This is a genomic window from Streptacidiphilus sp. MAP12-16 (genome assembly GCF_041262165.1).
GTDB lineage: Bacteria > Actinomycetota > Actinomycetes > Streptomycetales > Streptomycetaceae > Streptacidiphilus.
In genome coordinates, this window is record NZ_JBGCBY010000006.1 from 313,390 (window position 1) to 338,885 (window position 25,496).

A 25,496-nucleotide genomic window follows, 5' to 3' on the forward strand; every position below is an offset into this window, starting at 1 on the left:
TGCCGCGGCCGAACCGGCCGCACGCGGACAGCGGACCGGGGAACAGCCGGTCAGACGTTCTTGATCAGCGAGATGTCGAACTCGAGCACGATCTTGTCGCTGACCAGGACGCCGCCGGACTCCAGCGGGGCGTTCCAGGTGATGCCGTAGTCCTTGCGGCTGATCGCGTGCGAGCCTTCGAAGCCGAGGCGCTGGTTGCCGAAGGGGTCGGTGGCCGCGCCCTGGAACTCGAAGTCGATGGTGACGGGGCGGGTGACACCCTTGATCTTCAGGTCGCCGGTGACCTTGACGGTCTCGTCGTCGGCCAGGGTGACCCCGGTCGAGACGAAGTGGATCTCCGGGTAGGTCGCGATCTCGAGGAAGTCGTTGCTGCGCAGGTGGCCGTCGCGGTCGCTGTTGCCCGTGTCGATGCTGTCGACCTTGATGGTGAGGGTGGCCGAGGACTGCTCGGGCTTCTCGGCGTCGACGACGACGCTGCCGGTGAACTCGTGGAAGGCACCGCGGACCTTGGTGACCATCGCGTGCCGGGCGACGAATCCGATCCGGGTGTGGGCGGGGTCGGGGGTGTACGTACCGGAGAGCTCAGGGGTGATGGCGGTGGTCATGGTTTCTCCCTGTGGTTGATGTGTCATCAACAGCGTAGCAAATGTGGGTGATGCGTCAACCATCTCTTGTAGGATGAAGCCATGGACGACATCGACCCCCGCTGGCTGGACGACACCGAGCAGCGCGCCTGGCGCGCATTCCTGCGGATGCAGGCGCAGCTCACGGCCCGGCTGGGGCGAGAGCTCCAGGCCGATTCGGAGCTGTCGCTCGCGGACTACGACGTGCTGGTGCACCTCACGGACCCGGCAGGGGGGCGGCTGCGCATCCTGGAACTCGCTCGCGAGCTGGACTGGGAGAAGAGCCGGATGTCCCACCATCTCTCGCGCATGGTCAAACGTGGGCTGATATGCCGTGAGGAGTGCCCAGCCGACGGGCGTGGCGCTTTCATCGCCATCACCCCGGCCGGGCGAGCCGCGATAGAGGCGGCGGCGCCCCGGCACGTCGAGACGGTTCGCCGTCTCGTGTTCGATGCGCTGAGTCCTGACCAGGTCTCGGCGCTGGCGGAGGTGTCCGAGCGGATCCTGGAGCAGCTCGACTCGCCCTGCCGTACCCCGGTCTGAGCCACGCCCGACCCGAGGCCGACCTGACGCAGACGCGGCGGTCAGCGAGGATGTGGGGTCATGGCGAACATTTCCGAACTGGTCACGCTGCTCGGTCTCGAGCCGCACATCGAAGGCGGATGGTTCCGGGAGACCTGGAAGGCACCGGGCGAGGTGGTCCCTGACGGGTACCCGGGGCCGCGGGCCTTCGCTACCGGCATCTACTTCCTGCTTCACCCGGGTGAGATCTCGCGCTGGCACCGGGTCCGTTCGGACGAGCTGTGGCTGTGGCACCGCGGTGGGCCGATGCGGATGCGCCTGGGCGGGGCCGATGCGGCTCCGGACGAGTCCCGGGCGGTCGACTCGGTTCTCGGACCCCGGGTCGAGGACGGGGAGCTGCCGCAGTTCGTCGTTCCCGGCGGCGTCTGGCAGTCCGCCGAACCCGCCGGCGCCGAGCCGGTGCTGGTCACCTGCATCGTCGCGCCCGGTTTCGACTTCGCCGACTTCACCATGGCCTGAGGGACGGGCCTGAAGGACGGGCCTGAGGGATGCCCTGAGACGACCGCCCGCCAGGTCCCCTGTGCCTGGCGGACGGTGGTCTCGCTGCGCTGCACTGGGGTAGACGCCCCGGCGCGCCGAAACTCATCGGCCTCGGCGCTGTTCTCCGATCTGACCTGTCAGTGCGCCGTCCTAGGCTTGCGGTGCGGTCGAAGGAAGCAGTCCTGAGAGGGGATCTTGAATGGTCGAGCTGAGGACGACAGTGACGGCGGAGCCGACGCCGGAACCGACGCCTGCGCCGCCCGATGCCCTCGCTGAGCGGCTGGAGCAGCACCGGGTCGAGCTGACCGGCTACTGCTACCGGATGCTGGGTTCCCTGTTCGAGGCGGAGGACGCCGTGCAGGAGACCATGGTCCGCGCCTGGCGGGGATATGAGGGCTTCGAGGGGCGGGCGTCGCTGCGGTCATGGATGTACCGGATCGCGACCAACACCTGCCTGGACATGGCCGAAAGCCGGGCGCGCCGGGCCCGTCCGATGGACCTGAGCGCGCCGGTGCCCTCGTCCACGCCCCTGTGCGCCCCCTTGCCGGAACAGATCTGGCTGGGACCCGCCCCGGACGCCCGGGTGGTGCCGGAGAGCGGCGATCCGGCGGAGATCGCCGCGTTACGGGACACGGTCCGGCTCGCCTTCGTCGCGGCCCTGCAGCACCTCGCGCCGCGCCAGCGGGCAGTGCTGATCCTCCGTGAGGTCCTGGCCTGGAGGGCGAGCGAGGTCGCGGACCTGCTGGGCACCACGGTCGCCTCGGTCAACAGCGCGCTGCAGCGGGCGCGGGCCACGCTGGCCGCGAGCGGGGTCTCGGGCGGCAGGACGCCGGACAGGTCCGGCGCCGCCAACGCCGCGCGCCCCATGGACCCGGCGCAGCAGGTCCTGCTCGCACGGTATCTGGACGCCTTCGAACGTTACGACGTCGACTCGCTGACGACGCTGCTTCGCGAGGACGCCGTCCTCTCGATGCCGCCGTTCCCGCTCTGGCTGCGCGGTCCCGCGGACATTCGGGGGTGGCTGCTCGGCACCGGCATCGGCTGCCGCGGGTCGCGACTGGTACCGGTGGCCGTCAACGGCGGCCCCGGGTTCGGGCAGTACCGCTCCGCCGGCCCCGGCGGAGGTTTCGTGCCGTGGTCGCTCCAGGTGATCGAGGTGTCGGGAGGACTGATCGCGGGGATCAACGCGTTCCTCGACACGGAGTCCCTGTTCCCGCTCTTCGGCCTGCCCCCGCGGCTCGACGCGTAGCCCGCGCCGGCGCAAGCGTTTGTGCCTAGGACACGACGTCCTTGGCTCGGAAGTGGCGGAAGGCCAGCGCGAACAGCACCAGGGCGTAGGTCGCCGAGATCGCCGTCCCCTTGATCATTCCACTCCACTGGAGCTGCGTCTGGAGCGCGTCGATCCATGAGTAGGCCCAGTAGGTGGGAAGGAAGTCCCGCGCCCCGCCCAGGGCGGTGATCGCGCCCAGGATGTTGCCCAGGATGGTGAGGCCGAGCGCCCCGCCGACCGCGCCCAGCGGGGCGTCGGTGACCGTGGAGAGCCAGAACGCCAGCGCGGCGGTGACCAGTTGGCTGGCCAGTACGAAGGCGATGGCCACCAGCAGCCGAGGGACCGCCTCCCCGGCGGCCAGCGAGCCGCCGGTGGGGAGTTGCAGCGCGCCCCAGCCGTAGACGGCCGAGCCTGCCGCCAGCGCGACCAGCGGTACCAGGACCGTCGTTGTGGCGCTGAACAGCAGGGCCACGGTGAGCTTGCTGACCAGGAGCCTGGTGCGCGGCACCGGGGCCGCGAGCAGGTAGCGGAGCGAGGCCCAACTCGCCTCGGAGGCGATGGTGTCGCCGAAGAACAGCGCAACCGGGACGATCATGAAGAAGCCGGAGCACAGGAAGAGGCAGGTGGCGGTGAAGTTGGCGCCGGAGGCGGTGGACACGCTCAGAAAGGTGACCTGGTTGCGGTCGTTGGCGGGTGCTCCGCCGATCTGGAAGGCCACCAGGATGATCAGTGGCAGTGCGACCACCAGCGCCGCCATCGCCAGCGTCCTGCGCCGGCGCAGCTGGCGGACGGCTTCGACGCGGAGAGGCAGGGTGCGGCCCGCCGGGTTGCTGGTGCTCACCGGGAGGCACCTCCGATCAGGGTGAGGAAGGCGTCCTCGAGGCGGCGGTGCGGTCCGACGCTGTGCACCGGGATCTCCAGCCGGACGAGTTCGACGAGCAGGTCGGGGACGGTGGTTCCGGCGAGCCCGAGCAGGAGGCCGCCGTCGGTCGGCAGTGCGGAGACGACCCCGGGGAGTGCCGCGACCTTGTCGAGCAGGGTGTCGGACAGGGGGAGCGGTGTGCCGACGAGCACGGTGTCGCCGGAGCCGGTGATCTCGGCGACCGGACCGGCCTGGGCCAGTTCGCCGTGGTCCATGACGACCAGGTGGGTGCAGGTCTGTTCGACCTCCGCCAGCAGGTGGCTGGACACGATGACGGTCCGTCCGGCGGCTGCGTAGCGGATGATGACGTCGCGCATCTCCCGGATCTGCGGTGGGTCGAGGCCGTTCAGCGGCTCGTCCAGGATCAGCAGGTCGGGCAGCCCCAGCATGGCCTGGGCGATGGCCAGGCGCTGGCGCATGCCCTGGGAGTAGGTGCGCACGGCCCGCTCCACGGCGTCGCCCAGCCCGGCGATGTCCAGAGCCTCCGTCAGGTGGGCCTCAGCGAGGGGCCGCCCGGTGGCCCTCCAGTACAGGTCGAGGTTGGCCTGTCCGGACAGGTGCGGGAGGAAGCCCGGACCCTCCACGAACGCGCCGACCCTGGACAGCACGAGGGATCCGGGCCGGACGGCCTCACCGAAGACGTGGATCTCGCCGCCGTCGGGCCGGATCAGTCCCATCAGCATCCGCAGGGTGGTGGTCTTGCCGGCCCCGTTGGGGCCGAGCAGACCCAGGACCTGCCCGCGCTCCACCCGGAACGACAGGTCACGCACCGCGTAGCGGTCCTCGGAGCGTGCGTAACGCTTGGTCAGGCCGGTGATCTGGAGCGGAACGTCGGCCAGGTCCGCTCGCGGCGCCGGTGGCAGGGTACGGCGCCGCCCGGTGAGCAGCAGGGCGGCCGCCGCCAGTACTCCCAGCAGCGGCAGCCCCCAGACCCACCAGGGCAGCGGGACTGCGACGGCCCGCAGGTCCGGATCGGTCGGGACGCTCAGGTCGTTTCCGGTGAGGGACACGGTGTAGGTGGCGGGTGCGTTCGGCGAGGCGTATCCGAGGTCGGTCGAGGCCAGCACGAGTCGCAGCCGGTGCCCCGCCTGGACGCCGTAGTCGACGGCAGGCAGCCGCACCAGGACGTCCGTGCCAGCTCTGGCGCCGGTGACGCGCAGCGGCGTGACGAGTTGCGAGGGCAGCACCTGGGTGCCGCCGGTGCCCGGGCTGACGTCGTAGAGCTTCGCGAACAGCACGGCCTCGTCGCTGTCCGCGCGGACATGGACCAGGACGGTGGGGGAGCCGGTGATCCGAAGCGCACGCGTCAGCGGCGCGGAGTCGAACTTGGCGTACTGGCCCGGGAAATCGAGGGAGATCCCCAGCCCGAGTCCGGACAGCTGTCCCAGCGCGCCGAGCCCCGGTACCGAGGAGATCGCGGGCGGGGCGGCCCCCGCCGGGTTGTTGACGGACTGTGCCCCACCGGTGAGCGGGATCGCCCGGAGGATGCCGTCGAGCCCGGGGTAGCGGGTCGCGCTCGCGCCGCTCAGCTGGACCGTGGCGGTGGTGCTGTCGATGCCGCCGGTGCGGGTGACCCGGAAAGCGGGGCCGGCGTCGGCGGACGCGTCACCCTTCAGATAGCGGTCGAACCAGCTCACAGTGCGCTGTTCGACGCGCTTGGCCTCCAGGTCGCCGCCGTCGTGGCCGCCGGAGATCCAGTCCATCGAGACCGGCGCGCCGTTGGCGCGGATGGCGCGGGCCGCCTGGTCGGCCTGGTCCAGTGGGAACAGCGAGTCGGTCTGGCCCTGCAGCAGCAGCGTGGGCACCTTGATCCTGGTGGCGACGGCCGAAGGGCTGCGGGCCTCGAGCATCTGCCGCGCCGCGTCGTCGGGCCGGCCGGCGACGGCGACGCGCTGGTACATCGCGCAGAGGTCCGGCGTGAAGCGCCCGCAGCCGGAACCGGCGCTCTGCGTAGGCGGCGCGGCGGTGCCGGCCGGGGCGCCGGCGGTGCTGGAGCCTGTGGTTGCGGGACCGTTGGTTGCGGGACCGGCGGTGGTGGAGCCGGTGGTGAAGAAGATCCCCGACCAGAGCTTCTTGAACACCCCGTCAGGAAACAGCGAGTCCGCGAGGTTCCAGTAGGTGATCTCCGGGGCGATGGCATCGACCCGCTTGTCGTATCCGGCGGCCAGCAGCGACACAGCGCCGCCGTAGGAGGCGCCTGCGATCCCCACCCGGGGGTCGCCGGGGGCGTCCAGCTTCACCTCGGGGCGCCGGGCCAGCCAGTCGATGAGACGGCTGACGTCGGCGACCTCACCGCTGGGGTCGTTGAGTCCGATCTGCCCGGTGGAGGCGCCGAATCCCCGCGCGGACCAGGTCAGCACGGCGTAGCCGTCCCTGGCCAGATCCTGCGCCTCCCCGCGAACGTCGTCCTTGCTGCCGCCGAAGCCGTGCGCGAGCAGAACGGCGGGACGGCGCAGGTCCGGGCTGCCGGTGGTGAAGTACGACGTGTCGATGCGCACGACGTGGCTGCTGCCCGGGGACTCGGGGAAGTCCAGCACCTGGTCGGACTGATGGACGGAGGCCGGCTGCTGCGAAGCGACCGCCGTCCAGGTGCCGACCCCCAGCAGCAGGGCTACGGCGGCTGCGCTCGCGAGCAGAGCGCGCCGCGGGCGGAGCAGTCGAAAACCCATGCGGGTTGCCTTTCGGAGGAGCGGGGAGCCGGTGCCCGGAGGGCGGAAATCGGTGCGGGACGGTCAGTCCTGGGCGAATGAGCCCAGGTAGGCGCTCGCGCCCTCCGGGCTGAAGAACCAGGAGGGGAGGTCCGAGGGGTTGTCGAAGGCGTTGGCGAAGCGGTCGGCGACCGGCTGGATCTGCCCGGCCGCGCCGATGAGCTGAAGCACGTGCTCCGGCGGCGGCGCGAGCATCGCGTTGGACCAGCCGGTGACGACGTCCGTGCCGCCGCTCCAGAAGGCGTCGAAGGCCGCCTCCATGAAGGCGCGGTCGAAGGGCTGGTCGCCGTGGGCGCGGATCGCGTCGAGGTAGCTCGCGGCGCACTTGGCCGCCGCGTTGGACCCCTGGCCGGTGATCGGGTCGTTGGTCACGACCGCGTCGGCGACGCCCAGCACCAGCCCGCCGCCCGGGAACTCGCCGACTGGCCGGCGCACCACCGGGGTGAAGCGACCGGCCAGCGTTGCCCGACCGTCCGTCAGCTCCACCCCTCCCGCCGCGCGCTCGTACTCCCAGGGGGTGTACTGGCGCATCAGCTCCAGGGTGCGCTTCAGCTGGTCCGCCGGGTCGAGCGCGGGCTCGAAGACGTCGAGCGGACCGCCCGGCACGCCTTCCCAGAAGAGGATGTCGCACGGTCCCGAGGCGGTGAGCGCCGGGATGACGAACAGCTCGCCGATGCCGGGAACGAGATTGCAGCGCACCGCAGGGAAGTCGTGTTCGGGGCGCGGTGCGAGGCCGTGCACATAGGAGACGGCGAGGGCGCGCTGCGGCGCCGCGTACGGGGAGCGCTCGGCGTCGCGGGTGAAGAGCGACGCCAGCTCACCCTTCCCCGTGGCCACCAGAGTCAGGTCGTGATCGCGCGCCAGCAGCTCCAGGCCGGGCACGGTCACGCTCGCGACGGACACCGTGCCGCCGCGCTCGGCGAAGAGCTCAAGCCAGGCGGGCATCTTCAGGCGCTGGTCCACGGACTGGGCCGCACCGTCGAGGTGGCCGACCCAGTCGATGACCCGCGCGGCCTCCGGGCCGCTGACCGAGACGCCCAGCCCCTCGACGGCGGGGGCCTGCCCGTCCCACAGGTTCAGGCCCAGGTCGCTCTCGTGCCGCAACGCCGTGCGGAACATGCACTGGGTCGAGAGGACCCGGCCGCCGCGGATCTCGTCGGGTGTGCGGTCCGTGGTCACGCTGACGTCGTGACCGTCCGCCTGCAGCCCGAGCGCGAGCTGCAGCCCGGCCTGACCTGCACCGACGATGAGTATCTTCGCCAAAGGAGGCTCCTTGGAAGGGAAATGATGAAGGATGAGGCAATCCCGCGAGAGGGGCCGCGCCGCCCGTACCGCCACCCGTGCACGGGAGTCATCAGTCGCGGCCAATCAGATCACACGGCGCATCCCGATCTCCAGCGAGCCCGCCTCCCGACAGGGCAAGCTCCCCTCATGACCGTCTCCCTGCACCACATCGTCGTCGACGCCCGCGACCTGCCGGCCCAAGCCCGGTTCTGGGCCGGGGTACTGGACTGGCGGATCCTCTCCGAGCGCGAGCGTGAGGTCGTCATCGGCCCCGAGGAGACCGCTCCGGTGGGCATCTGCTTCATGCCGGTGACGGAGGGGAAGACGCTCAAGAACCGGCTGCACCTCGACCTCAACCCCGGCCCCGACGAGCGCGACGCGGAGATCGAGCGCATTCTCGCTCTCGGCGCGCGCAGGGTGGACATCGGGCAGACCGGCAGCGAGTCCTGGACCGTTCTCGCCGACCCGGAGGGCAACGAGTTCTGCGTACTGCGCCCCAAGACCACACTCATCAGGTGACGGCCGCGGGCCATGCGACATCCGCGTGATGTCCCGACATCCAGACCGGTCGGAGTCGCCGACGGTAAGATCGTGTACCGAGAGCAGCTTGTCGGCCGTGCGAAGATCACCGATTCCCAGGAGGACAGATGCGCGACGAAGAGATCCGCACCCACATCCGCTCCCTGATCGACGAGGAGCACGCGCTGCGCGGCGCCTCCACCGAGACCGACCCGGCCCGTCTCGCCGCCGTGGAGTCGGAGCTCGACCAGTGCTGGGACCTGTTGCGGCAACGCCAGGCCCGGCGCGAGTACGGCGAGAATCCGGACGACGCCGAGGCCCGTCCGGTGCGCACGGTGGAGACCTATCAGCAGTAGCGCGGCAGCTCGCACACCTGGCAGCGACGGCGGGGTGTTCGGCGCTCAAGCGCGGGCAGGCGTACGAACGAAGCACCGGGCGCCCCCAGCGCCGCCGGACCCTGTGAGCGAATGAGGTCGGATGAACTCGAGCCAGCCTCACCAGGGCTCCACCGGAGAGGGAGCGCTGCCGCAGGCTTCCGCGGACGGCCGGGTCCCGGACGGCCAGATCCGCCGGCTGGCGCTGTTCGGCAGCAAGGGCGTGGTCGGCCGATGCCGGGACTTCGCCCGCGACGGCCTGCGTGACTGGGGCTGGCTCCCCGCCACCGGCGACCCCGACCGGCAGGCGTCGGCCGACGACGTGCTCCTCGTGGTCTCCGAGCTGGTCACCAACGCCTGCCTGCACGCCGGAGGCCCGACCTCGCTCCAACTGCGCGGCTCGGCCGGCCTGATCAGGGTCGAGGTGCACGACGCCAGCACCAATCGCCCCCGACCGCGCACCCCGCAGGACCTCGCAGGCCCCGGAGGCCACGGCCTGTACGTGATCGACCGCCTCGCCCGCCGCTGGGGCGTCACCGTGCACGAGGACGGCACCGGCAAGTCCGTCTGGGCCGAAGTGGCGCAGCCCTGACCGGACGGGCCGTTCCCCTCCAGATCAGGGGGCATCGAGCCCTTCGTCGGCGAGCGCCCTGACGGTGGCGATGGTGTCGGCCTCCGCCGCGCTCTTGTCGTCTCGGTACCGCAGTACCCGGGCGAAGCGCAGCGTCAGCCCGGCCGGGTAGCGGGGGCTTCGCTGCAGGCCGTCGAAGGCGATCTCCACGACGAGCTCGGGCCGGACGTGGACCACCCAGCTGTCGCGCCGGACCTCCCGCCGCAGCAGCTCCCTGGTCTGGAAGGCCAGGGTCTCGTCGGTGAGCCCCTTGAAGGTCTTGCCGAGCATCACCCACTCCCCGAGGCCCTCCGCACCGTCTCCCCGCGCTCCGAGGTGCAGGTTGCTCAACAACCCCTCGCGCCGCCCGCTGCCCCACTCGGCCGCCAGAACGACCAGGTCGAGCGTGTGCCGTGGCTTGACCTTGATCCACCCGGCTCCGCGCCGCCCTGCGGCGTAGGGGGCGCTCGGGTCCTTGACCACGACGCCTTCGTGGCCGTGGGCGAGGGCGTCGCGGAAGAACGCGCCGGCGGCCGCGTCGTCGTCGGTGACCAGGCGTGGCACCCGCAGATCCGGGGGCACGGTGGCCGCCAGCTCCTCGAAGCGCCGCTCGCCGGGCAGGTCGAGCAGGTCGGTGCCGTCGCGGTGCAGCAGGTCGAAGAAGAAGACGCTCAGCGGGACCTCCGAGCGCAGCTTCTCCGCGTCCTGGCGTGAGGCCGCGCGGGCGGCCGTGACCTGGAAGGGCCGGGGCCTGCCGTCCGCGCCGAGGGCGATGGCCTCGCCGTCCAGGACGGCCGAGCGCACCGGCAGCGCGCGGGCCGCTTCGACGACCTCCGGCACACGGGAGGTGATGTCGTCCAGGCTGCGGGTGTAGACACCGATCCGGTCGCCGTCCCGGTGCACCTGCACCCGGATTCCGTCGAGCTTCCACTCCAGCGCAGCGGGGCGGACCCGCTCCAGCGCCGCGGCGACATGCGGTGCGGAGGCCGCGAGCATCGGCCGGACCGGCCGTCCCACCTCCAGCCCGAACGCGCGCAGCGCGTCGGCACCGCCGTTCATCGCGGCGGCGGCCACCGCGGCGGCGGAGCCCCGGAACATCAGGGCCCGCCGGACGTCCGTCGTGCGGACACCGAAGGCCTTGGCGACGGCGTCCCCCATGACCGCGTCCAGTGCCCCCTGACGCAGGTCACCGCCCAGCACCCCGCGCAGGAGCGCCTGTTCCTCGGCCGTGGCCCGGGAGAAGAGGTCGGTCACCAGGCGGTGCCGCTCGGCCTGCGAGCCGGTGCCCTGGACGTCCGCGATGGCCTGCAGCGCCCGTTCGGTCTCGGCGATGCCGAGTCCCGGCTGCTGGGCCGGGGGCGGGAGGTCCCGCAGCGCCGCCGGGCCGACGCCGACCCGCATCCGCTTGGACTCCCCGGACAGCAGCACGACCGCCGCGCGCAGATCGTCCGGCCCGAGGTCGCGCAGCAGGGCGGCGAGCAGCGCCACCTTGGCATTGCGGGCCGGCTCGGCGGCCAGGGCTCGCGACGTGGCCGCGACCTGCTGCAGCAGCATGGGTCCCATTCTGGCCCGGCCACCCCGGTGGCGCAGCGGGGCTCTGCCGTCCGTGGCTCAGTACGGGTCCGCGGATATCACGCGGGCGGTGAGATGACGCCTCTGCGCCGCGATCACGGCGCCCTTGCGACGAGCCGCGGCGTCCTCGGTGTTCGCCCGGGCCCAGGCGGCCTCGATCGCCTCCTGCAGGGACGTCGCGCGAATGATGAAGGTGTGCGTGCCCGAGCCGCCCGACCTGGTGTGGAACGGGATGTCGACCGACCAACGAGGTCTTTCTTCCCGGGCACTGGACGTCAGCAGCATCGGACTCTTCCTTGACATCGGTGGGTGGACGCCGATGCCGATTTTCAGGTAATGGAGTCATGAGCGGCCCGGCGCGCTGCATTACATAAAGCCAGGGGCGTGACACGCCGTCAAGGGGAAAACAAGGATTCAAAGATTGAACGCAGCGATGATTCCCGACCCGGTCAGGCCTTGGCCGGCTTGGAGGGGTCGACCTCGAGTCGTCGATCGTCCGACTCCGGGACGACTGTACTCGGCCCCGACTCGAACAGTCCGCGGACGTATGCCTCGACCAGGTCCTTCGGCCCCGCTTCCCCCGACAGCTCGACCACGACCGTGTCGCTCCCGGCCCGGGCAAGAGCTACTTCCGCGCTGCCGGGCGGAGTGACCTGAACACTGGTGTCGACCCAGAGCATGAGACCTGGGATCGGCTCCCTCCGTCTGGCCTCCACGTCGGATTTCATCCTCGTGGTCAGCGCGGGAGGCGGAAAGGCCGACTCGATGGCGGTCGCCACGCTCGTCGTCGCGGCCGCGTGGCCAGTGAGCTCGACCCGCACGAACGGATCGGGAGCCTGGTCTGGCGTAGCCATCGTCCTTACCTCCAGCGGTCGCCCCACCACCAAGAGTGCGCCCGAGCCGGGCACACCGCACCCGCCGGGTGTCACCCTGGTGACCAGGCGCCCGGACAGGCTGCGGCCCATCGTCCAGGGCGGGCGGGCGGAGGGCGATCGGGGCGGCGGCGGATGCGTCCGGACGGGCGAAAGTGCCGGCTCCTCGGCGTGCGGCGGACCGCAGGCGCGGGCGGGCCCCTCCCTCGCCGTGGTGAAGGCCGAGGAAGGGGCCCGGATGGGGGACCGGCGGTCCGGTCGGCGGTCACTGGATCTTGTGCGAGACCTCGCAGCCGCCGGCTCCGTTGTTGAAGTCGTTGGCCCAGGTCGACTGGACCGCGAACTTCCCAGTGCCCAGGGTGATGTTCTGCGAGGCCCCCTGGCCGGAGGAGATCCAGGCGCAGAGGTCACCGTTCTCCGCGCCGGAGGAGTCGGTCCAACCGCCGGCCGGGTTCTGGTCGGTGATGGTCTCGGCGTACTCGTGGCCGCCGACGATGGTCACACCGTCAAGATTTCCGGGGGAGTTGACGAAGCCCTGCCCGCAGCTGGCTCCGGCGTCCGGGAGGTAGGGCATGTTGGTGAACGCGATGTCCCCGTACGGAGAGGTCGCGGCGCCACCCGAGAGAGTCGTGTCCTTGTTGTAGTCGTGCCAGGCGCAGAATCCCTGGTTCTGGTAGTCGTCCGGGTTGGTTCCGGTCGGGAAGGTGATCACGTACTGGGCGTTGCGGTTGGTCGCCGCGGTGGTGTTGAGGAAGTGCTTGGCCGCCTTGATCGCCTCGAGGGCGATCTGGTGTCCGTTGGCGGCGGCCGGGGCGGCACCGGTGTTGTCGACCCACACGCCGGCCAACGCGCCGGCGGTCGTCGGGTGGCCCACATGGGCTGCGCTCGCCGGACAGCTCTGGGCCCCGGTCGCGACTCCCTGGCAGTACTGGGTCATGACTCCTGACCAGGTCTCACCGCCGGTGCCCAGTCCCTTGAAGAAGGCCTGCTGGTCGGGCGCCATCCCGGCCTTGTCGCCGGACAGGTGGTACAGCCCCTTGCTGTCCTTCGTGGCCTTGCCCCACTGGGTGCCCCAGTAGATCACGTAGACCTTCGGAGCGCCGGTGGTGACGCCGATGCCGTCGATCGCACCGCCGTAGTTGAGGTCGGCGGCGGAGGCGGCTACCGCGGCGGGACGTGATATCCCGTGCCGAGCAGCCGAGTTGAGCATGGGCACGGCACCGTGGCGGTAGGCGTGGCCGGCTGCCGGGCCGGCGGTGGTCTGCGCCTGAGCGAGACCGCTTCCGCCGAGGATCCCGGTGGCCAGGGCGAGTGAGGAAACCGCTGCGAGCGTCGCGGACGCGGCCCGGCGCGATGAGCCGGCACGAATGATGCGTGGCATACGGAGGAGGGTCCTTCCGTGCAGTCGTGTGGGGCGGAGAGGACGGCCGGATCCGTGAGAGCTCGTACCCGGCCGATCGCACGGTTCACTCGGTGGGCAGCAACAGCCCCATTGGATCACCACGATGCGTGGTGGCAGACTCATGATGACGTACAGTCAAAAATTGCGCTACACCCGGCTGGTCCGCGTGCCGCCCCGTGCCGCTGTCCGGGTGAGGGGCTGCCCCCGGACAGCCGCGTCCGGCGGCGCCGTCGCGTCTCGTGAGCGAGGATCGTCGGAAACATCACCTGACTGGGGAGCCCACGGTCATGCTGGAGCGCAAGAACCGCAAGAACACCACCGAGGTCACCTTCGTCCTGCCCGCCGAGCATCCGTGCGGCGAGGTCAGCGTCGTGGGCGACTTCAACGACTGGAAGCCCGGCGCCCACCCGCTTGCCGCGCGCAAGGACGGGGCCCGCGCAGTGACCGTCACCCTGCCGCTCGAGCAGCGCGTCCACTTCCGCTACCTGGCCCATGGCGACTACTGGTTCGACGACCACGACGCCGACGGCCACGACGGCCGCAACAGCTACCTGCACACCTGACGGGACCGCACTACCGTGGAAGCGACCAGGCCCGCCTACCGGGGCCACGTCGGCGAGGGGGCTTCCCGTGGTGGTCTGGAACGGTGTCAACTTCACAGCGGACGGGCGTGAGCCCACCACGGGCGAGGAGTTCTACCAGATCGGCCTGTACTGCTGGAACAGCGGGCAGTACAGGCCGGCGGCCGCGTTCTTCCTGGAGCACGCGGCGGTCGGCGGGCACGCCGTCGCGGCCGAGCTGCTGGGCCATGTGCTCTACCTGCAGGGGGACTACGCGAGGGCCGTCCCCTGGTTGCTGCAGAGCCCTGCATCGCGCAGGGCCGCCTACTACCTCGGGACCCTGTACCAGCAGGGCTGTCCCCAGGCCGGCTTCGTGCAGTCCTACGACGCCGCAGCCGAGTGGTACCGGAAGTCCGCCGCGCTCGGCGAACCGGAGGCGATGCTCGCGCTCGGCGAGCTCTATCTCGATCGGCTTCTGCCGATCACCCGGGCTCCGGTGGACCACGCGCTGGAGTACCTCCTCCGCGCCGCCCAGGGCGGCCACCCCTATGCCCAGTACCGCGTGGCCGAGCTGTACCGGACCCTCGACGCGGACCTGGAACGTGCCGCTGCCTTCTACGAGCAGTGCCTGGCCAATCCGGCCAGGGAAGGTCACTCCCTGGGCTCGCTGATGACGCTGCAGAGCGAGGCCGCGCTGCGCGAGATCCGGTCGACCCAGGCGTCGCGCGGGTGGGAGCAGCGGCGCCGGGCGGTCAATCCGACACGGCCTCAGAGTCCTTCCGGCTGAACCCGTTCATCCGGTGCGACGGAGGGTCTCGGCGGCACTCGCGGAGGTCAGGGCGCGGCAGGCGCTGGGGCGGCGCGGGGCCTGGTGGCCGCCGGTGGCGAGCATGCGCACCTCCCCGAGGTCGCTGATCTCCGCGCGGACGGTGCCGGTGACGTCACGGTAGACGGGATGCCCGCCGGGCCCGGTCTCCTTCGTGCGGTACACGACGAGGACATCGGACTCAGGTGTCTCGCCCCACACCGCGGCCGGCGCGAAGGTCAGCTCAAAGGCCGGACTGTCTCTGTGCATCATCACTGCCACCGTCCAGAGGTCGGTCGGGATCTCCGCAAGCGCGCCCGAATCCCGGGCGACCGCGAGCCGTGCTCACCCTTCGTCGTACCACCACCGGGCAAAAGCCGCAAAAGGTACCGAGGGCCTGTCCGGTCGATCTTCGCGGGGCGCCCACCGCCGCAGTGACACCACGCGACGGAGCCGCATGGTGTCACTGCGACGGCGCGCGCCCCGCGGCGGAGCCGCTGACGCCCGCAGCGCGAAGATCGGCCGGACCGGCCCCAGTGGTGGCAGCGTCCGGTCAGGCCGGGCTGATCAGCGAGAACACCGCTCCCTGCGGATCGCACAGACCGGCCGCCGTCCCGTAGGGCCCTTCGGTCGCCGGGCCGACCGGTTCCGCACCCAGGTTCAGTGCCCGTTCGACGGCGCGGTCGAGGTCGGGGACCGCGAAGGAGATGTGCCAGTGCGGGCGTATCGGCACCGGAGGGTAGGCATCGGCGGTGCGCATGGCCGCGACCTTGCGGCCCTGCACGCGCAGGACGACGCGTTCGTGCTCCCAGGACACGTCCAGCTCCGCCGGGTCGAGCGCGGCCCAGTCCAGCACGGTTCCGTAGAACAGCGCGGCGGCGAACGCGTCGCTGCTCAGTTCGATCCACACCGGCGCACCGGCATGCTGCATCCGCCGGGCCGGCCCGGGCCGGCCCTGCCACAGACCGAACACGGCGCCGTCCGGGTCGGTGGCGATCGCGACGCGCCCGGAGGGGAAGTCCACCGGCCCCAGGCCCACTGTGCCGGCGCGCTCGCGCACCCGCCGGGCCGCCACGTCGATGTCGCCCACCCCGAAGAACGTGGTCCACACCGCGGCGGAGGGCCAGCCCTCGGGCAGCGCCCCGATCCCGGCCGTCCGCACTCCCCGCACGGCGGCGTGCACGTACGGGCGCGGATGTCCGGGTGCGGCTTCGAACTCCCAGCCGAGCAGCGGACCGTAGAACGCCTGGGCGGCATCCAGGTCGGGGGTCAGCAGGCTCACCCAACTGGGGGCGCCGGGAACGCAGGGCACGCGCTCGCGTTCCAGCTTTTCTGCCTGCTCCAGTACTGTCATCGCCACCTCGGTTCCATGCAGCCCATCATGCCCCCAGGGCCTCGCGCGGTGCCCTTCCGGCAGGGCGGGGCGGGCTGGCGCATGGACGCGTGTACATGACATGATTGGGGCGCGCGCCTTCCCCCCGGACGCGCAACGGCGCCCCGGGTCGCGTGGATGCGGGGCGCCGTCGGCCGGTGTTCGACCCCGGCGCTTGACCCCTCGCTGCCTGCCCCCCAGCGTCGGCCGTCCCGGTGCGTCGCGCGGTCGGGCTCAGCGGATGGCGAGCAGACGCTCGGCGTTGTCGTGGCAGACCGCCCGCAGCCAGTCGTCGCCCAGGTCGAGGCGGGCCAGGGCCTCGAGAGCGTGCGCGTAGTTGTAGGGGATGTTGGGGAAGTCGCTGCCGAGAAGGATCCGGTCGCCCAGATCGATGAGGCGGGGCCGCTCGTCCCTGGACTGGTCCTTGGGAAACGGCGCCCGCTGCTCGCTGAAGTCGGTGAAGGCCATCGTGGTGTCCAGCAGGACTCCCGGGTGGTTGACCGCCAGGTCGAGGAAGTCGGTGTACTCGGGCATGCCCATGTGCGCGACGATCAGCCGCAGTCGCGGGTGGCGGGAGAGCAGCCGCGCGATCGGTTCGGGTCCGGTGTGCTTGCCGGGGACCGGGCCCGAGCCGCAGTGGGTCACCACTGGGATCCCGGTGTCGGCCAGCAGGCCCCAGACCGGGTCCAGCTGGGCATCGTTGGGGTCGTAGTCGCCGACCTGCAGGTGGGACTTGAAGATCCGGGCACCTCCGTCGACCGCTGCGCGGACGTACTCGGCGGCCTCCGGCTCCGGGAAGAAGGTCGCGGTGTGCAGGCAGTCAGGGGTGCGGGAGGCGAAGTCCGCGGCCCAGGAGTTGAGCCAGGCGGCCATCCCCGGCTTGTGCGGGTAGAGCATCGAGGTGAAGGCCCGCACGCCCAGGGCGCGCAGGGTGGCCACGCGCTCGTCCTCCTGCTGCCGGTAGGCGATGGGCCAGGTGCGGCCGACCATCGGTCCGGCGGCGTCGAAGTACGCCCAGACCTTGGCGAGCACCCGCTCGGGCATGAAGTGCGTGTGTACGTCGATCAGCCCGGGCAGACCCAGGTCGCGCCAGAACGCGGTCACCTGCTCGTCGTCGGCGGGTATCGCCATGGGTAGGACCACCTCCACCAGGAGATGGTGCCAGAGCGGTGGTCGGCTGACCGCTGGTCAGGGTCCTGGATACCAGGCCAGGGCGTGGGCCTCGGCGAGAGTGTCGCGCACCTGGATGCGGTAGCGGGACGCCTGAGCGGGGTCGCTCTCGGAGAGCGCCGCCGCGGCGAGGGCGGCCGCGGAGGTGGCCCAGGCGAGCAGACGGACGGCGTCCTGGCGAGAGGTGTCGCTGAGCGTGTCGTCGGGTAAGTCGGCGGCATGCCGGGCGAGGAGAGTCGACAGCACACGCAGATGGGTGCGTGTGGTTGTCGGGCTGGGCAGGGGGTCTGGTGCGTGACGGCCCACAGCGATCTCCCGGCGGCTTCGGCGTCTACCGACGCCATCCTCGCGCATATGCGCTTGGCATGTTCATGGATCCGAAAGAAAGTGTGCAAACGATCAGTTGCACGCCTGAGCCAGAGGGGGGACCACCCGTGCCCATCGACTACGTCAAGCGCCCGTCGCATCCCGAGCCCGGACCCGGAATCAGTCTGGAAAAGGTCCAGGCTGCCGCGCCCGGCTTGGTCACCTTCTACAAGCAGGCGGCGGTGAGCCTGAGCAAGCACGGCCTGGGCGCGCAGCGTGCCGCCGTCTACCTGGTCCTCGACCGCTCCGGCAGCATGCGTCCGTACTATCAGGACGGCAGCGTCCAGCACCTCGCCGAACAGGTGCTGGCGCTGTCCGCGCACCTGGACGACGACGGCGTGGTGCCGGTGGTGTTCTTCTCCACGGCGGTCGACGGGGTGGACGAGATCTCGCTCGACGAGCATCGCGGGCGGATCAACGCCCTGCACGAGTCCTACGGTCACATGGGTCGGACCAGCTACCACCTGGCGATGGAGGCGGTGATCGAGCACTACCTCGCGTCCGGTGCCGCCGCCCCCGCCTTCGTGGTGTTCCAGACCGACGGCGGCCCGATCAACAAGGGCGCGGCGGAGCAGATCCTGTGCCGGGCGGCCGGGTTGCCGATGTTCTGGCAGTTCGTCGGTTTCGGCGATGACGAGTTCCGCTTCCTGCGGCGTCTCGACGACCTTCCCGTCCCGGGCCGCCGGGCCGTCGACAACGCCGGGTTCTTCCCCGCAGGGAAGGATCCGACGCTGATCCCGGACACGCAGCTCTACGACCGCCTGATGGCCGAGTTCCCGCTGTGGCTTGCGGCAGCACGTGCCGCAGGCATCCTGCGCTGAGCGGCGACGCGGCGGGGAGGTCATGGCAGAGGGCGGGATACGATACTGCATACGACGTTCGCAGAAAAGGAGGGTCCGTGACCGAAGCGTCCGGCCACAGCATCTGGCTACGACCCGAACGCGCGGGACGAGGTCCTGCGCCTGCGTTCGACCGCGACCGGATCGCGGCGGTGGGGGTCGCCCTTGCCGACGCGGACGGGCTCGCGGCCGTCACCATGCGGGCCGTGGCGGTCGTCCTGGGGGCTGCTCCCGCGTCCCTTTATCGCTATGTCGCCACGCGCGACGAACTACTGGAACTGATGATCGACCGGGTCAACGGCGAGCTCTCCTATGCCGCACTCGGCTCCGGACGATGGCTCGACGACCTGCTCGCTCTGGCCCGCCAGAGCAGGAGCGTCTACCTCGCCCACCCCTGGCTGCTCGACGCGACCGCGACAAGGGTCCCGCTGGGACCGAAGGCTGTCGACTACCTGGAACATGCCCTGGCCGCTCTCGCCGAGCTCGACGTCAGCCCGAGGACCAAGCTGGAGGCGATCGGGACCTACGGCGCGATCGTCCGCTCGATGGTGCGCATGGAGGTCACCCAGCGCCTCGCTGGGCAGAGCGTCCCGCAGTGGCAGCAGGCACAGGCCGAGTACCTCACCCGGGTTGCCTCGGCAGGCCACCACCCGCACCTGGCCACCGCCCTGGCGACACCGCCCCCCGGAGCCGAGAAGCAGCAGCCGGAACCGCTGTTCGACCGGGTCGTCACCCGCGTCCTGACCGGGCTGCTCCAGACGGCCTGCCCAACCTCCGCCGTCTGAGCTGCGTGGATGTCAAGCTCCCGGCTTTCGGCGCAGACGGTGGCCACCGTGAACGGCTTCCTGCCGTTCGTGGCGATGTTCCTCGTCGTCACCTGGACCATCCGCTAACGCCGGTGAGCCGCGGCCCGCGCCGCCGCCGCTCAGAGCGGCTGCTCTCCGGAGCCACGGGGGAGCAGGCGGGTGGGCAGTTCGATCCGCTGGGGCTCGCCCCGGTCGCCCTCGATCCGGCGGAACAGCAACTCGGCGGCGGTTCGGCCCATCCGTACCGGGTCCTGCGCCACCACGGTGACCGGAACCGCCAGCAGGTCGGCCAGCTCGAAGTCGTCGAAGCCCACCAGCGCGGGACGCCGCTCCATGGACGCCAACTCCCGTAGCACGGCCACGGTGGTGCGGTTGTTGCCGCACATCAGCGCCGTCACCGGCCAGCGGCCGACGAGCATCCGCCCGAGCGCCAGACGGATGCGCACCGGGTCCGGCGGCCCCATCGAGACCCAGTCGTCCTGCACCGCGTACCCGGCGCCGGCCATGGCGCCGCGGTAGCCGTGCAGCCGCTCGGCCGCGGTGAAGATGTCCGCCGAGTCGCCGAGGTAGCCGATCCGGCGGTGCCCCTGGCGCAGCAGGTGGTCCACCCCGGTACGGCTGCCGCCCACGTTGTCGCAGAGCACCGTGTCGACGTCGAGGCCGTGGACCGGCCGGTCCACGGTGACCACGGTCGTGCCCGCCGCCAACTCCGCGGCCAGGTAGCCGTGGTCGGCCGCGGTGGGCACGACGATCAGCCCGTCCACCCGGCGCGAGGTGAAGGCCAGGGCGAGTTCACGCTCGCGGGAGGGGTCCTCGGCGGACGAACCGGTGAAGAGCAGCGAGTCGTGTGCCCTGGCCACCTCCTCCACCGCGCGGCTGAGCAGGGAGTAGAACGGGTCCGCGAGGTCTTCGAGGATGATCCCGATGCAACCGGCGCGGCGGCCCTCGCGAAGCAGCCGGGCGCTGTCGTTGCGGCGGAAGCCCAACTGGTCGATGGCTTTGCGGACGCGGTCGGCGGTGGCCGCCTTGACCCCGGGCTCGCCGTTGACCACGCGCGAGACGGTCTTGAAGCCGACCCCGGCGACGGCCGCCACGTCCTTGATCGTCGGGCGCCCAGCCGTCGCGGGCTGCTCCGTGCGGTCTGGCATCGGTGCCGCCTTTCCGGATGCCGTCGACGTCGGCGGGTCTCGTGGGGATCGGGATGGGCAACGTCGGGGTGGAGCGCGGGGGCACCGTGGACAACGTTGCCGGATTATAGCCGTCCGTCCGATCCGAATGCGCCGTCGGCCCGCATTCCGCGCTCGGTGCGGGCGGGAAGGACAACGTTGTCATCTCGCCCGGCGTCGGGCGTGCCGAAGCCGACTGCAGGTGCCGTCCGGGCTGTGGTCGGGGCAGTTTTGGACAACGTTGGCACACATCACAGCCGCTCCGCTAGCGTCCGTGCCGGATGACTTCCGGCGGCCAGGGTCGGTATCGCGCCCGGCCGGTGACTGCGTCCCAGGTCCTTTCGGGTGCACTGATGTTGGGCCTTTCCGGTCCAGCGCGGTGCGGTCGGCGCGGAGGCGCGAACGGGCCTGTTGGCGAGGCTCCGCAAGTTGTGAAAGAAGCCTTGACAGTGCACGTGGAGCCGTGAGTGGATGCCAACCGCGACAACGTTGTCTGCGAGCGGGGGCAAGGAGGAGACGTGTCAGAACCGCTGCTCGACGCACGCGGCCTGAAGAAGACCTACGGTCAGGTGGAGGCGCTGCGAGGGGCCAACTTCACCGTGTATCCGGGTGAGGTGGTGGCCCTCATCGGCGACAACGGCGCCGGGAAGTCGACCCTGGTCAGGAATCTGGTGGGGGCGGCGACTCCGGACAGCGGAGAGATCCTGCTGGACGGGAGCCCGGTCTCCTTCGCCAGTCCCAGGGACGCGCAGCGGCTGGGGATCGAGACCGTCTACCAGGATCTGGCGCTCGCCGCCGACCTGGACGCGGCGGCCAACCTGTTCCTCGGCCGGGAGCAGGTGCGCCGGGGACTGCTCGGCGCGTTCGGCGTGCTGGACAAGCAGGGCATGCGCGAGCGGTCAGTGACGGCCTTCGCCGAACTAGGCGTCGAGCTCAAGGACATCGACGCACCTGTCGCCACCCTGTCCGGCGGCCAGCGGCAGAGCGTCGCCATCGCCCGCTCGGTTGCCTGGGCCTCGCGGGTGGTGTTCATGGACGAGCCGACGGCGGCCCTGGGCGTGCTCCAGCGCGAGCGGGTGCTCGACCTGATCCGGCGGGTCCGGGACCGGGGCGTGTCCACGGTGCTGATCAGCCACAACATGCCCGAGGTGCTGTCGGTCGCCGACCGCGTCGAGGTGCTGCGGCTCGGCCGCCGCGTCGCGCGCTTCAAGGCGTCGGAGACCTCGCTGGAGGAGTTGGTCGGCGCGATGACCGGCGCCCTGGTGCACGAGGAGGAGTCGGCGTGAGCGACGCACGTGAAGCAGCTCCGCTGCAGCCGCTGGACGACGGCCCTGCCGCGGCCGCGCCGGCGAAGTCGCTGCCGGCGGCGCCCAGACCGACCGCCGCGCTGCTCTGGCAGCGGGCCCGTGGCCAGAACACCGTCTGGACCTTCCTGGTCCTGCTCGTACTCGTCGCCGCCTTCTCGGCGTTGAGCCCGAACGCGTTCGCCACCACCTTCGAGTTCAAGAGCATCGCGATCGAGTCGGCGATCCTCGTGGTCCTCGCGGTGGGGCAGACCTTCGTGATCGTCACCTCCGGAATCGACCTGTCGGTCGGCTCGGTGCTGATCTTCTCCGGCGTGGTCGCGGTGAAGACGATGAACGCGCTGGACGCGAACTCCAACGCCGCCTGGTGGGTGGTCGTCCTCGGCGCGCTCGCGGGCATGGCCGCCGGCCTGCTCTGGGGCATCTTCAACGGGATCTGGGTGGCCAAGGCGAAGGTGCCGCCGCTCATCGTCACCCTGGGCACGCTCGGCATGGCCCTCGGCTTCGGGCAGATCCTGACCCACGGCGTGGACGTGGGCAACATCCCCGACTCGCTGGCCAACACGGTGGGCAGCGGCAGCATCCTCGGCGTGCCGTGGCTGATCGTGATCGCCGTGCTCATCGTCGTGCTCGCCGCCCTGGCCCTGAACATCACCCGCTTCGGCAGGTACACCCGGGCCGTCGGCTCCAACGAGGAGGCCGCTTCGAGGGTCGGCATCCGGGTGGACCGGCACCTCATCAAGGTCTACGCACTGTCCGGCCTGCTCGCCGGGCTGGCCGGCGTACTCAACCTGGCCCACTACAGCAGCACCACGCTGACCAGCGGCGCCCAGGACAACCTCAACGCCATCGCCGCGGTGGTGCTGGGCGGCACCAGCCTCTTCGGCGGTGTCGGCACCGTGATCGGCACCGTCATCGGGGTCTTCATCCCGGCGGTCCTGCAGAGCGGATTCACCATTCTCCAGGTCCAGTCCTTCTGGCAGACAGTCGCGGTGGGCGCGGTGCTCATCCTGGCCGTCTTCTTCGACCAACTCAGACGGCGCGGACGGAACAACAGATGACCCGCACTCGGCCCACGACGCGCAGGCGCACCGGCCGTCGAGAGCGGACCCACCAAGGAGGAAGTCACGTGAACACCAAGGTTCTGGCGACCGGCGCGACCACTCTGCTCGTTCTCGCCGCGGCAACCGGCTGCAGCAGTTCGAGCGGTTCGACCGGTTCGAGTGGCAACGACGGCAAGGTAGCGGGAAAGTCCATCACCTTCGTGGCCGGGAAGACCGGCGACCCGTTCTACATCACCATGAAGTGCGGTGCGCAGGCCGAGTCGCAGAAGTGGGGAGTGCAGTTCACCGCGACGGGCTCGGTCGACTGGAGCGTGCCCGAGCAGGTGGCCTCGGTCAGCAGCGTCACCAGCTACCACCCCAGCGGGGTACTGATCTCGCCGGTCGACCCGCACTCGCTCGAGGGGCCGATCAAGACCCTGCAGGGCAACGGCACCAAGGTGGCGATCGTCGACACCACGCTCGCCGACTCCTCGATCGGGATCACCCGCATCTCTTCCAACAACCTGCAGGGCGGCGAGAAGGCCGCCGACACCATGGCCGGGCTGGTGAGCAGCACCGGCGAGGTGGTGGTCCTCACCCCGGACCTGACCACGACGACGACCAACTCACGGATCCAGGGCTTCAAGCAGGAGCTGGCCGCCAAGTTCCCCAACGTCAAGATCGACGACGTGCGGCAGGTGGGCGACACCGCGCAGGGGGCGGCATCCGCGGTGACCGACGAGCTCTCCGCGCACCCCGGTCTGGTCGGTATCTTCACCGCCAACTCGCAGACCGGCGAGGGCGTCGGCACCGGCCTCAAGAACTCAGGCAAGCAGGGGAAGATCAAGGTCGTGTCCTTCGACGCCGGGCCGCAGCAGGTCGCGGCGCTGCAGAGCGGCGCGGTGGACGCGCTCATCTCCCAGGACCCGTACGGCATCGGGCAGCAGGCGGTCGACCAGTTGGTGGCGTCGCTCACCGGGAAGCCGGTCAACGGCGGCATCCAGACCGACCTGGCCAGCATCACCCGGGACAACGTGAGCAGCCCGACGGTGGCCCGATTCCTCTACAAGACCGACTGCGGCTCCTGACCCCCCAGCTCAACGGCGCTCCCCAACAGGGCAACTGACGAAGCAACCTGTCCCGGACGCCCCCACCCGTCCCGTGACGGCGGCGCGGGCGGCATCACCCCCATCACGGTCGCGACCGACACGGCAGGACCGCTGATCCCGACCGGACCGGGCGCCTGCGCGGTGGGCTTCAGCCCGGACGGCCCCACCGCCTGGCTTGGGTGATCGACTCCACCGTGAACGAGTCCGGCCGATCACCGTCGCCAGGGCACCGCCGGCGCCGCGGTCACGGTCGGCAACGTCCCCGACGGGGTGACGGTCACCGGCTGACCCGCACGCGCGACAACACGACTCCTGCCCGGCGCGCCTTCCTCCCCCGACAGCGCGCCGGGCAGGGCCCTGTCAGCCCGTCAGTGAACGCCCGTCAGTGAATGCCCGTCAGTGAATGCCCGTCAGGGACCGCTCGTCAGAGAATGGATCGCGGACTACCTGATGTTGCACAACCCGCGGACCAGGGTGGTCGGTAGAGTGCGTGGCTGTGCGCGCTCCCGCGACCCGGGCGCACGGGGCGTGGAATGGCATCGGCCCGGGAGAGCTCCGTGCCCCCTCAACGGCAGAGAAGAGCAGCGAGATGACCTCCATCGAACAGCACACGGTGCCGGACGGACCGGGTGCCACCCTCCCGCTGCGCGGCGACACCCGCATCCCCGTGCTGGGGCTGGGCGTCTTCCGCGCCCCCGCCGGCGGGGCCACCCAGACGGCCGTCACCGCCGCCCTGAAGGCCGGCTACCGGCACATCGACACGGCGGCCGTGTACGGCAACGAGGCCGACGTCGGCCGCGCGCTGCGCTCCGGTGTCGTGGACCGCGACCAGGTCTTCCTCACCACGAAGCTCTGGAACGCGGACCACGGCTACGAGCGGGCCCTGGCCGCCTTCGAGCGCAGTCGGCGCCTCCTCGACGTCGACCACGTCGACCTCTACCTCGTGCACTGGCCGGTTCCCGCGCTGCGGCCGGAGACCTGGCGGGCGATGGAGCACCTGCTGGAGTCAGGCCGGGCGAAGGCGATCGGCGTGAGCAACTACATGCCGCGCCATCTGGAGGAACTACTGCGTAGCGCCAACCACGTTCCGGCGGTCAACCAGATCGAGCTGAGCCCCTACAACTACCGCTCCCGCCTCGACACCATCGAGCTCTGCCGGGCCAACGGCATCCAGGTCGAGGCGTACAGCCCGCTCACCAAGGGCCTGAAGCTGGCGGACCCGCCGCTGGTCCGGATCGCCGGCGCGCACGGCCGCAGCACCGCGCAGGTGCTGATCCGCTGGGCGCTGCAGAAGGGAGTGGTCGTGCTGCCGAAGTCCACCCGCGCGGAGCGCATCGCGGCCAACGCCGACGTCTTCGACTTCGCTCTGACCGACGCCGAGATGGCGACCCTGGACGCGCTCGACGAGAACCTCGCCACCGGCTGGGACCCCACCACGGCCCCCTGACCTCACCAGTGGTCCTTGCCTCCGCCACGCCACTCGACCTCGGCCGAGTCGTCCAGGTCGACGGTGACGCCGAGGAATCCGAGCTCGCGCTCCAGATCCTCGACCGAGCGGGCGGCGAACGAGAGAGGACCCGAGGTCTTCCACGCGGTGACCGGCCGGTACCGGTCCTCGGTCTCCACCGCCACCGGCCCGACGACTACCCTCGGCGCTGCCGCTCTGCTTCCGGAACTGCTGCTTCCGGAACTTCTGCTGGTCGAACTGCTGCTGGTCATAGCTCCAGGGTGCGGCGGG

Annotated in this window: 28 protein-coding genes; 14 read left to right on the forward strand and 14 right to left on the reverse strand. The window is 71.0% G+C overall.

Translation table 11 applies throughout. The annotated features are described in order from the left end of the window. Positions 1-50 precede the first annotated feature (50 nt). Positions 51-605: a YceI family protein gene (locus ABIA33_RS10505; protein WP_370079664.1), complete on the reverse strand. Its 555-nt coding sequence runs from the start codon at positions 603-605 to the stop codon at positions 51-53. An 81-nt stretch (positions 606-686) separates the two neighbouring features. On the opposite strand from ABIA33_RS10505, the gene ABIA33_RS10510 reads away from it, so the two are divergent. The 3 genes from ABIA33_RS10510 (at position 687) to ABIA33_RS10520 (ending at position 2,934) form a co-directional block, all read left to right on the forward strand. Continuing rightward, on the forward strand, positions 687-1,166 hold the full coding sequence (locus tag ABIA33_RS10510) for a MarR family winged helix-turn-helix transcriptional regulator (RefSeq protein ID WP_370079666.1): 480 nt from the start codon (positions 687-689) through the stop codon (positions 1,164-1,166). A gap of 60 nt (positions 1,167-1,226) precedes the next feature. Beyond that, positions 1,227-1,664: a cupin domain-containing protein gene (locus tag ABIA33_RS10515; RefSeq protein ID WP_370079668.1), complete on the forward strand. Its 438-nt coding sequence runs from the start codon at positions 1,227-1,229 to the stop codon at positions 1,662-1,664. A 220-nt stretch (positions 1,665-1,884) separates the two neighbouring features. Continuing rightward, positions 1,885-2,934: a sigma-70 family RNA polymerase sigma factor gene (locus ABIA33_RS10520; RefSeq protein WP_370079671.1), complete on the forward strand. Its 1,050-nt coding sequence runs from the start codon at positions 1,885-1,887 to the stop codon at positions 2,932-2,934. A gap of 25 nt (positions 2,935-2,959) precedes the next feature. Here the strand turns inward: ABIA33_RS10520 and ABIA33_RS10525 are convergent, their stop codons facing one another. From ABIA33_RS10525 to ABIA33_RS10535, 3 genes are all read right to left on the reverse strand, one after another. Further along, a complete protein-coding gene (locus ABIA33_RS10525) occupies positions 2,960-3,796 on the reverse strand; it encodes an ABC transporter permease (RefSeq protein WP_370079673.1) in 837 nt (278 codons plus the stop codon). Further along, on the reverse strand, positions 3,793-6,546 hold the full coding sequence (locus ABIA33_RS10530; protein WP_370079675.1) for an alpha/beta fold hydrolase: 2,754 nt from the start codon (positions 6,544-6,546) through the stop codon (positions 3,793-3,795). The genes ABIA33_RS10525 and ABIA33_RS10530 overlap by 4 nt, the downstream gene beginning before the upstream one ends. A gap of 63 nt (positions 6,547-6,609) precedes the next feature. Next, positions 6,610-7,848, reverse strand: a complete 1,239-nt coding sequence (locus tag ABIA33_RS10535) for a styrene monooxygenase/indole monooxygenase family protein (RefSeq protein WP_370079677.1) — start codon at positions 7,846-7,848, stop codon at positions 6,610-6,612. Between the two features lie 168 nt (positions 7,849-8,016). Between ABIA33_RS10535 and ABIA33_RS10540 the strand changes: the two genes are divergently transcribed. From ABIA33_RS10540 to ABIA33_RS10550, 3 genes are all read left to right on the forward strand, one after another. Then, a complete protein-coding gene (locus tag ABIA33_RS10540) occupies positions 8,017-8,388 on the forward strand; it encodes a VOC family protein (RefSeq protein WP_370079679.1) in 372 nt (123 codons plus the stop codon). Between the two features lie 128 nt (positions 8,389-8,516). Further along, positions 8,517-8,744 (forward strand): DUF2630 family protein, encoded by a 228-nt coding sequence (locus ABIA33_RS10545; RefSeq protein ID WP_370079681.1) that lies wholly within the window; start codon positions 8,517-8,519, stop codon positions 8,742-8,744. A gap of 121 nt (positions 8,745-8,865) precedes the next feature. Beyond that, entirely contained in the window at positions 8,866-9,354 is a 489-nt protein-coding gene (locus ABIA33_RS10550) for an ATP-binding protein (protein WP_370079683.1), read from the forward strand. A 24-nt stretch (positions 9,355-9,378) separates the two neighbouring features. On the opposite strand, the gene ABIA33_RS10555 is transcribed toward ABIA33_RS10550, so the two are convergent. The 4 genes from ABIA33_RS10555 to ABIA33_RS10570 form a co-directional block, all read right to left on the reverse strand. After that, entirely contained in the window at positions 9,379-10,926 is a 1,548-nt protein-coding gene (locus ABIA33_RS10555) for an ATP-dependent DNA ligase (RefSeq protein ID WP_370079685.1), read from the reverse strand. Between the two features lie 57 nt (positions 10,927-10,983). Beyond that, positions 10,984-11,229 carry a hypothetical protein gene (locus tag ABIA33_RS10560; protein ID WP_370079687.1) on the reverse strand — a complete coding sequence of 82 codons (246 nt, stop codon included), beginning with the start codon at positions 11,227-11,229 and terminating at the stop codon, positions 10,984-10,986. A gap of 164 nt (positions 11,230-11,393) precedes the next feature. Next, the gene (locus tag ABIA33_RS10565; RefSeq protein WP_370079689.1) at positions 11,394-11,798 is read right to left on the reverse strand and encodes a hypothetical protein; all 405 of its coding nucleotides are present in this window, start codon (positions 11,796-11,798) and stop codon (positions 11,394-11,396) included. A 283-nt stretch (positions 11,799-12,081) separates the two neighbouring features. After that, positions 12,082-13,197, reverse strand: coding sequence for a hypothetical protein (locus ABIA33_RS10570; protein WP_370079691.1), 1,116 nt, complete (start codon positions 13,195-13,197; stop codon positions 12,082-12,084). A 308-nt stretch (positions 13,198-13,505) separates the two neighbouring features. Between ABIA33_RS10570 and ABIA33_RS10575 the strand changes: the two genes are divergently transcribed. Both ABIA33_RS10575 and ABIA33_RS10580 read left to right on the forward strand, forming a co-directional pair. Beyond that, positions 13,506-13,781, forward strand: coding sequence for an isoamylase early set domain-containing protein (locus ABIA33_RS10575; RefSeq protein ID WP_370079693.1), 276 nt, complete (start codon positions 13,506-13,508; stop codon positions 13,779-13,781). Between the two features lie 67 nt (positions 13,782-13,848). Then, a complete protein-coding gene (locus ABIA33_RS10580; protein ID WP_370079704.1) occupies positions 13,849-14,565 on the forward strand; it encodes a tetratricopeptide repeat protein in 717 nt (238 codons plus the stop codon). A 6-nt stretch (positions 14,566-14,571) separates the two neighbouring features. Here ABIA33_RS10580 and ABIA33_RS10585 read toward each other — a convergent pair whose 3' ends face one another. The 4 genes from ABIA33_RS10585 to ABIA33_RS10600 all read right to left on the reverse strand — a co-directional run bounded on the left by ABIA33_RS10585 (position 14,572) and on the right by ABIA33_RS10600 (position 17,371). Next, positions 14,572-14,856 carry a DUF6296 family protein gene (locus ABIA33_RS10585; RefSeq protein ID WP_370079706.1) on the reverse strand — a complete coding sequence of 95 codons (285 nt, stop codon included), beginning with the start codon at positions 14,854-14,856 and terminating at the stop codon, positions 14,572-14,574. A gap of 280 nt (positions 14,857-15,136) precedes the next feature. Continuing rightward, on the reverse strand, positions 15,137-15,937 hold the full coding sequence (locus ABIA33_RS10590; protein ID WP_370079807.1) for a VOC family protein: 801 nt from the start codon (positions 15,935-15,937) through the stop codon (positions 15,137-15,139). Between the two features lie 252 nt (positions 15,938-16,189). Continuing rightward, positions 16,190-17,086, reverse strand: coding sequence for an amidohydrolase family protein (locus ABIA33_RS10595; RefSeq protein WP_370079708.1), 897 nt, complete (start codon positions 17,084-17,086; stop codon positions 16,190-16,192). Positions 17,087-17,143: 57 nt separating this feature from the next. Then, a complete protein-coding gene (locus tag ABIA33_RS10600) occupies positions 17,144-17,371 on the reverse strand; it encodes a hypothetical protein (protein ID WP_370079710.1) in 228 nt (75 codons plus the stop codon). 188 nt (positions 17,372-17,559) lie between these two features. On the opposite strand from ABIA33_RS10600, the gene ABIA33_RS10605 reads away from it, so the two are divergent. Continuing rightward, entirely contained in the window at positions 17,560-18,312 is a 753-nt protein-coding gene (locus ABIA33_RS10605) for a VWA domain-containing protein (protein WP_370079712.1), read from the forward strand. Between the two features lie 77 nt (positions 18,313-18,389). After that, positions 18,390-19,115: a TetR/AcrR family transcriptional regulator gene (locus ABIA33_RS10610; protein WP_370079714.1), complete on the forward strand. Its 726-nt coding sequence runs from the start codon at positions 18,390-18,392 to the stop codon at positions 19,113-19,115. 140 nt (positions 19,116-19,255) lie between these two features. On the opposite strand, the gene ABIA33_RS10615 is transcribed toward ABIA33_RS10610, so the two are convergent. Further along, a complete protein-coding gene (locus ABIA33_RS10615) occupies positions 19,256-20,284 on the reverse strand; it encodes a LacI family DNA-binding transcriptional regulator (RefSeq protein WP_370079716.1) in 1,029 nt (342 codons plus the stop codon). Between the two features lie 536 nt (positions 20,285-20,820). Between ABIA33_RS10615 and ABIA33_RS10620 the strand changes: the two genes are divergently transcribed. The 4 genes from ABIA33_RS10620 (at position 20,821) to ABIA33_RS10635 (ending at position 25,205) form a co-directional block, all read left to right on the forward strand. Then, positions 20,821-21,588 carry an ATP-binding cassette domain-containing protein gene (locus ABIA33_RS10620; protein ID WP_370079718.1) on the forward strand — a complete coding sequence of 256 codons (768 nt, stop codon included), beginning with the start codon at positions 20,821-20,823 and terminating at the stop codon, positions 21,586-21,588. Continuing rightward, on the forward strand, positions 21,585-22,667 hold the full coding sequence (locus tag ABIA33_RS10625) for an ABC transporter permease (RefSeq protein WP_370079721.1): 1,083 nt from the start codon (positions 21,585-21,587) through the stop codon (positions 22,665-22,667). Before ABIA33_RS10620 ends, ABIA33_RS10625 begins: the two co-directional genes overlap by 4 nt. 68 nt (positions 22,668-22,735) lie before the next feature. Beyond that, positions 22,736-23,737, forward strand: coding sequence for an ABC transporter substrate-binding protein (locus tag ABIA33_RS10630; RefSeq protein ID WP_370079723.1), 1,002 nt, complete (start codon positions 22,736-22,738; stop codon positions 23,735-23,737). Between the two features lie 610 nt (positions 23,738-24,347). After that, complete coding sequence (locus ABIA33_RS10635) at positions 24,348-25,205, forward strand: aldo/keto reductase (protein ID WP_370079725.1); 858 nt, start codon at positions 24,348-24,350, stop codon at positions 25,203-25,205. Between the two features lie 2 nt (positions 25,206-25,207). Here ABIA33_RS10635 and ABIA33_RS10640 read toward each other — a convergent pair whose 3' ends face one another. After that, positions 25,208-25,477: a hypothetical protein gene (locus ABIA33_RS10640; RefSeq protein ID WP_370079727.1), complete on the reverse strand. Its 270-nt coding sequence runs from the start codon at positions 25,475-25,477 to the stop codon at positions 25,208-25,210. Between the last annotated feature and the right edge of the window lie 19 nt (positions 25,478-25,496).

Bases quoted from the DNA above. Each gene is read 5' to 3' on its own strand.
- ABIA33_RS10505 (WP_370079664.1), bottom strand. From the start codon at position 605: ATGACCACCGCCATCACCCCTGAGCTCTCCGGTACGTACACCCCCGAC.
- ABIA33_RS10510 (WP_370079666.1), top strand. From the start codon at position 687: ATGGACGACATCGACCCCCGCTGGCTGGACGACACCGAGCAGCGCGCC.
- ABIA33_RS10515 (WP_370079668.1), top strand. From the start codon at position 1,227: ATGGCGAACATTTCCGAACTGGTCACGCTGCTCGGTCTCGAGCCGCAC.
- ABIA33_RS10520 (WP_370079671.1), top strand. From the start codon at position 1,885: ATGGTCGAGCTGAGGACGACAGTGACGGCGGAGCCGACGCCGGAACCG.
- ABIA33_RS10530 (WP_370079675.1), bottom strand. From the start codon at position 6,546: ATGGGTTTTCGACTGCTCCGCCCGCGGCGCGCTCTGCTCGCGAGCGCA.
- ABIA33_RS10540 (WP_370079679.1), top strand. From the start codon at position 8,017: ATGACCGTCTCCCTGCACCACATCGTCGTCGACGCCCGCGACCTGCCG.
- ABIA33_RS10545 (WP_370079681.1), top strand. From the start codon at position 8,517: ATGCGCGACGAAGAGATCCGCACCCACATCCGCTCCCTGATCGACGAG.
- ABIA33_RS10550 (WP_370079683.1), top strand. From the start codon at position 8,866: ATGAACTCGAGCCAGCCTCACCAGGGCTCCACCGGAGAGGGAGCGCTG.
- ABIA33_RS10555 (WP_370079685.1), bottom strand. From the start codon at position 10,926: ATGCTGCTGCAGCAGGTCGCGGCCACGTCGCGAGCCCTGGCCGCCGAG.
- ABIA33_RS10560 (WP_370079687.1), bottom strand. From the start codon at position 11,229: ATGCTGCTGACGTCCAGTGCCCGGGAAGAAAGACCTCGTTGGTCGGTC.
- ABIA33_RS10565 (WP_370079689.1), bottom strand. From the start codon at position 11,798: ATGGCTACGCCAGACCAGGCTCCCGATCCGTTCGTGCGGGTCGAGCTC.
- ABIA33_RS10570 (WP_370079691.1), bottom strand. From the start codon at position 13,197: ATGCCACGCATCATTCGTGCCGGCTCATCGCGCCGGGCCGCGTCCGCG.
- ABIA33_RS10575 (WP_370079693.1), top strand. From the start codon at position 13,506: ATGCTGGAGCGCAAGAACCGCAAGAACACCACCGAGGTCACCTTCGTC.
- ABIA33_RS10585 (WP_370079706.1), bottom strand. From the start codon at position 14,856: ATGATGCACAGAGACAGTCCGGCCTTTGAGCTGACCTTCGCGCCGGCC.
- ABIA33_RS10590 (WP_370079807.1), bottom strand. From the start codon at position 15,937: ATGACAGTACTGGAGCAGGCAGAAAAGCTGGAACGCGAGCGCGTGCCC.
- ABIA33_RS10595 (WP_370079708.1), bottom strand. From the start codon at position 17,086: ATGGCGATACCCGCCGACGACGAGCAGGTGACCGCGTTCTGGCGCGAC.
- ABIA33_RS10615 (WP_370079716.1), bottom strand. From the start codon at position 20,284: ATGCCAGACCGCACGGAGCAGCCCGCGACGGCTGGGCGCCCGACGATC.
- ABIA33_RS10635 (WP_370079725.1), top strand. From the start codon at position 24,348: ATGACCTCCATCGAACAGCACACGGTGCCGGACGGACCGGGTGCCACC.
- ABIA33_RS10640 (WP_370079727.1), bottom strand. From the start codon at position 25,477: ATGACCAGCAGCAGTTCGACCAGCAGAAGTTCCGGAAGCAGCAGTTCC.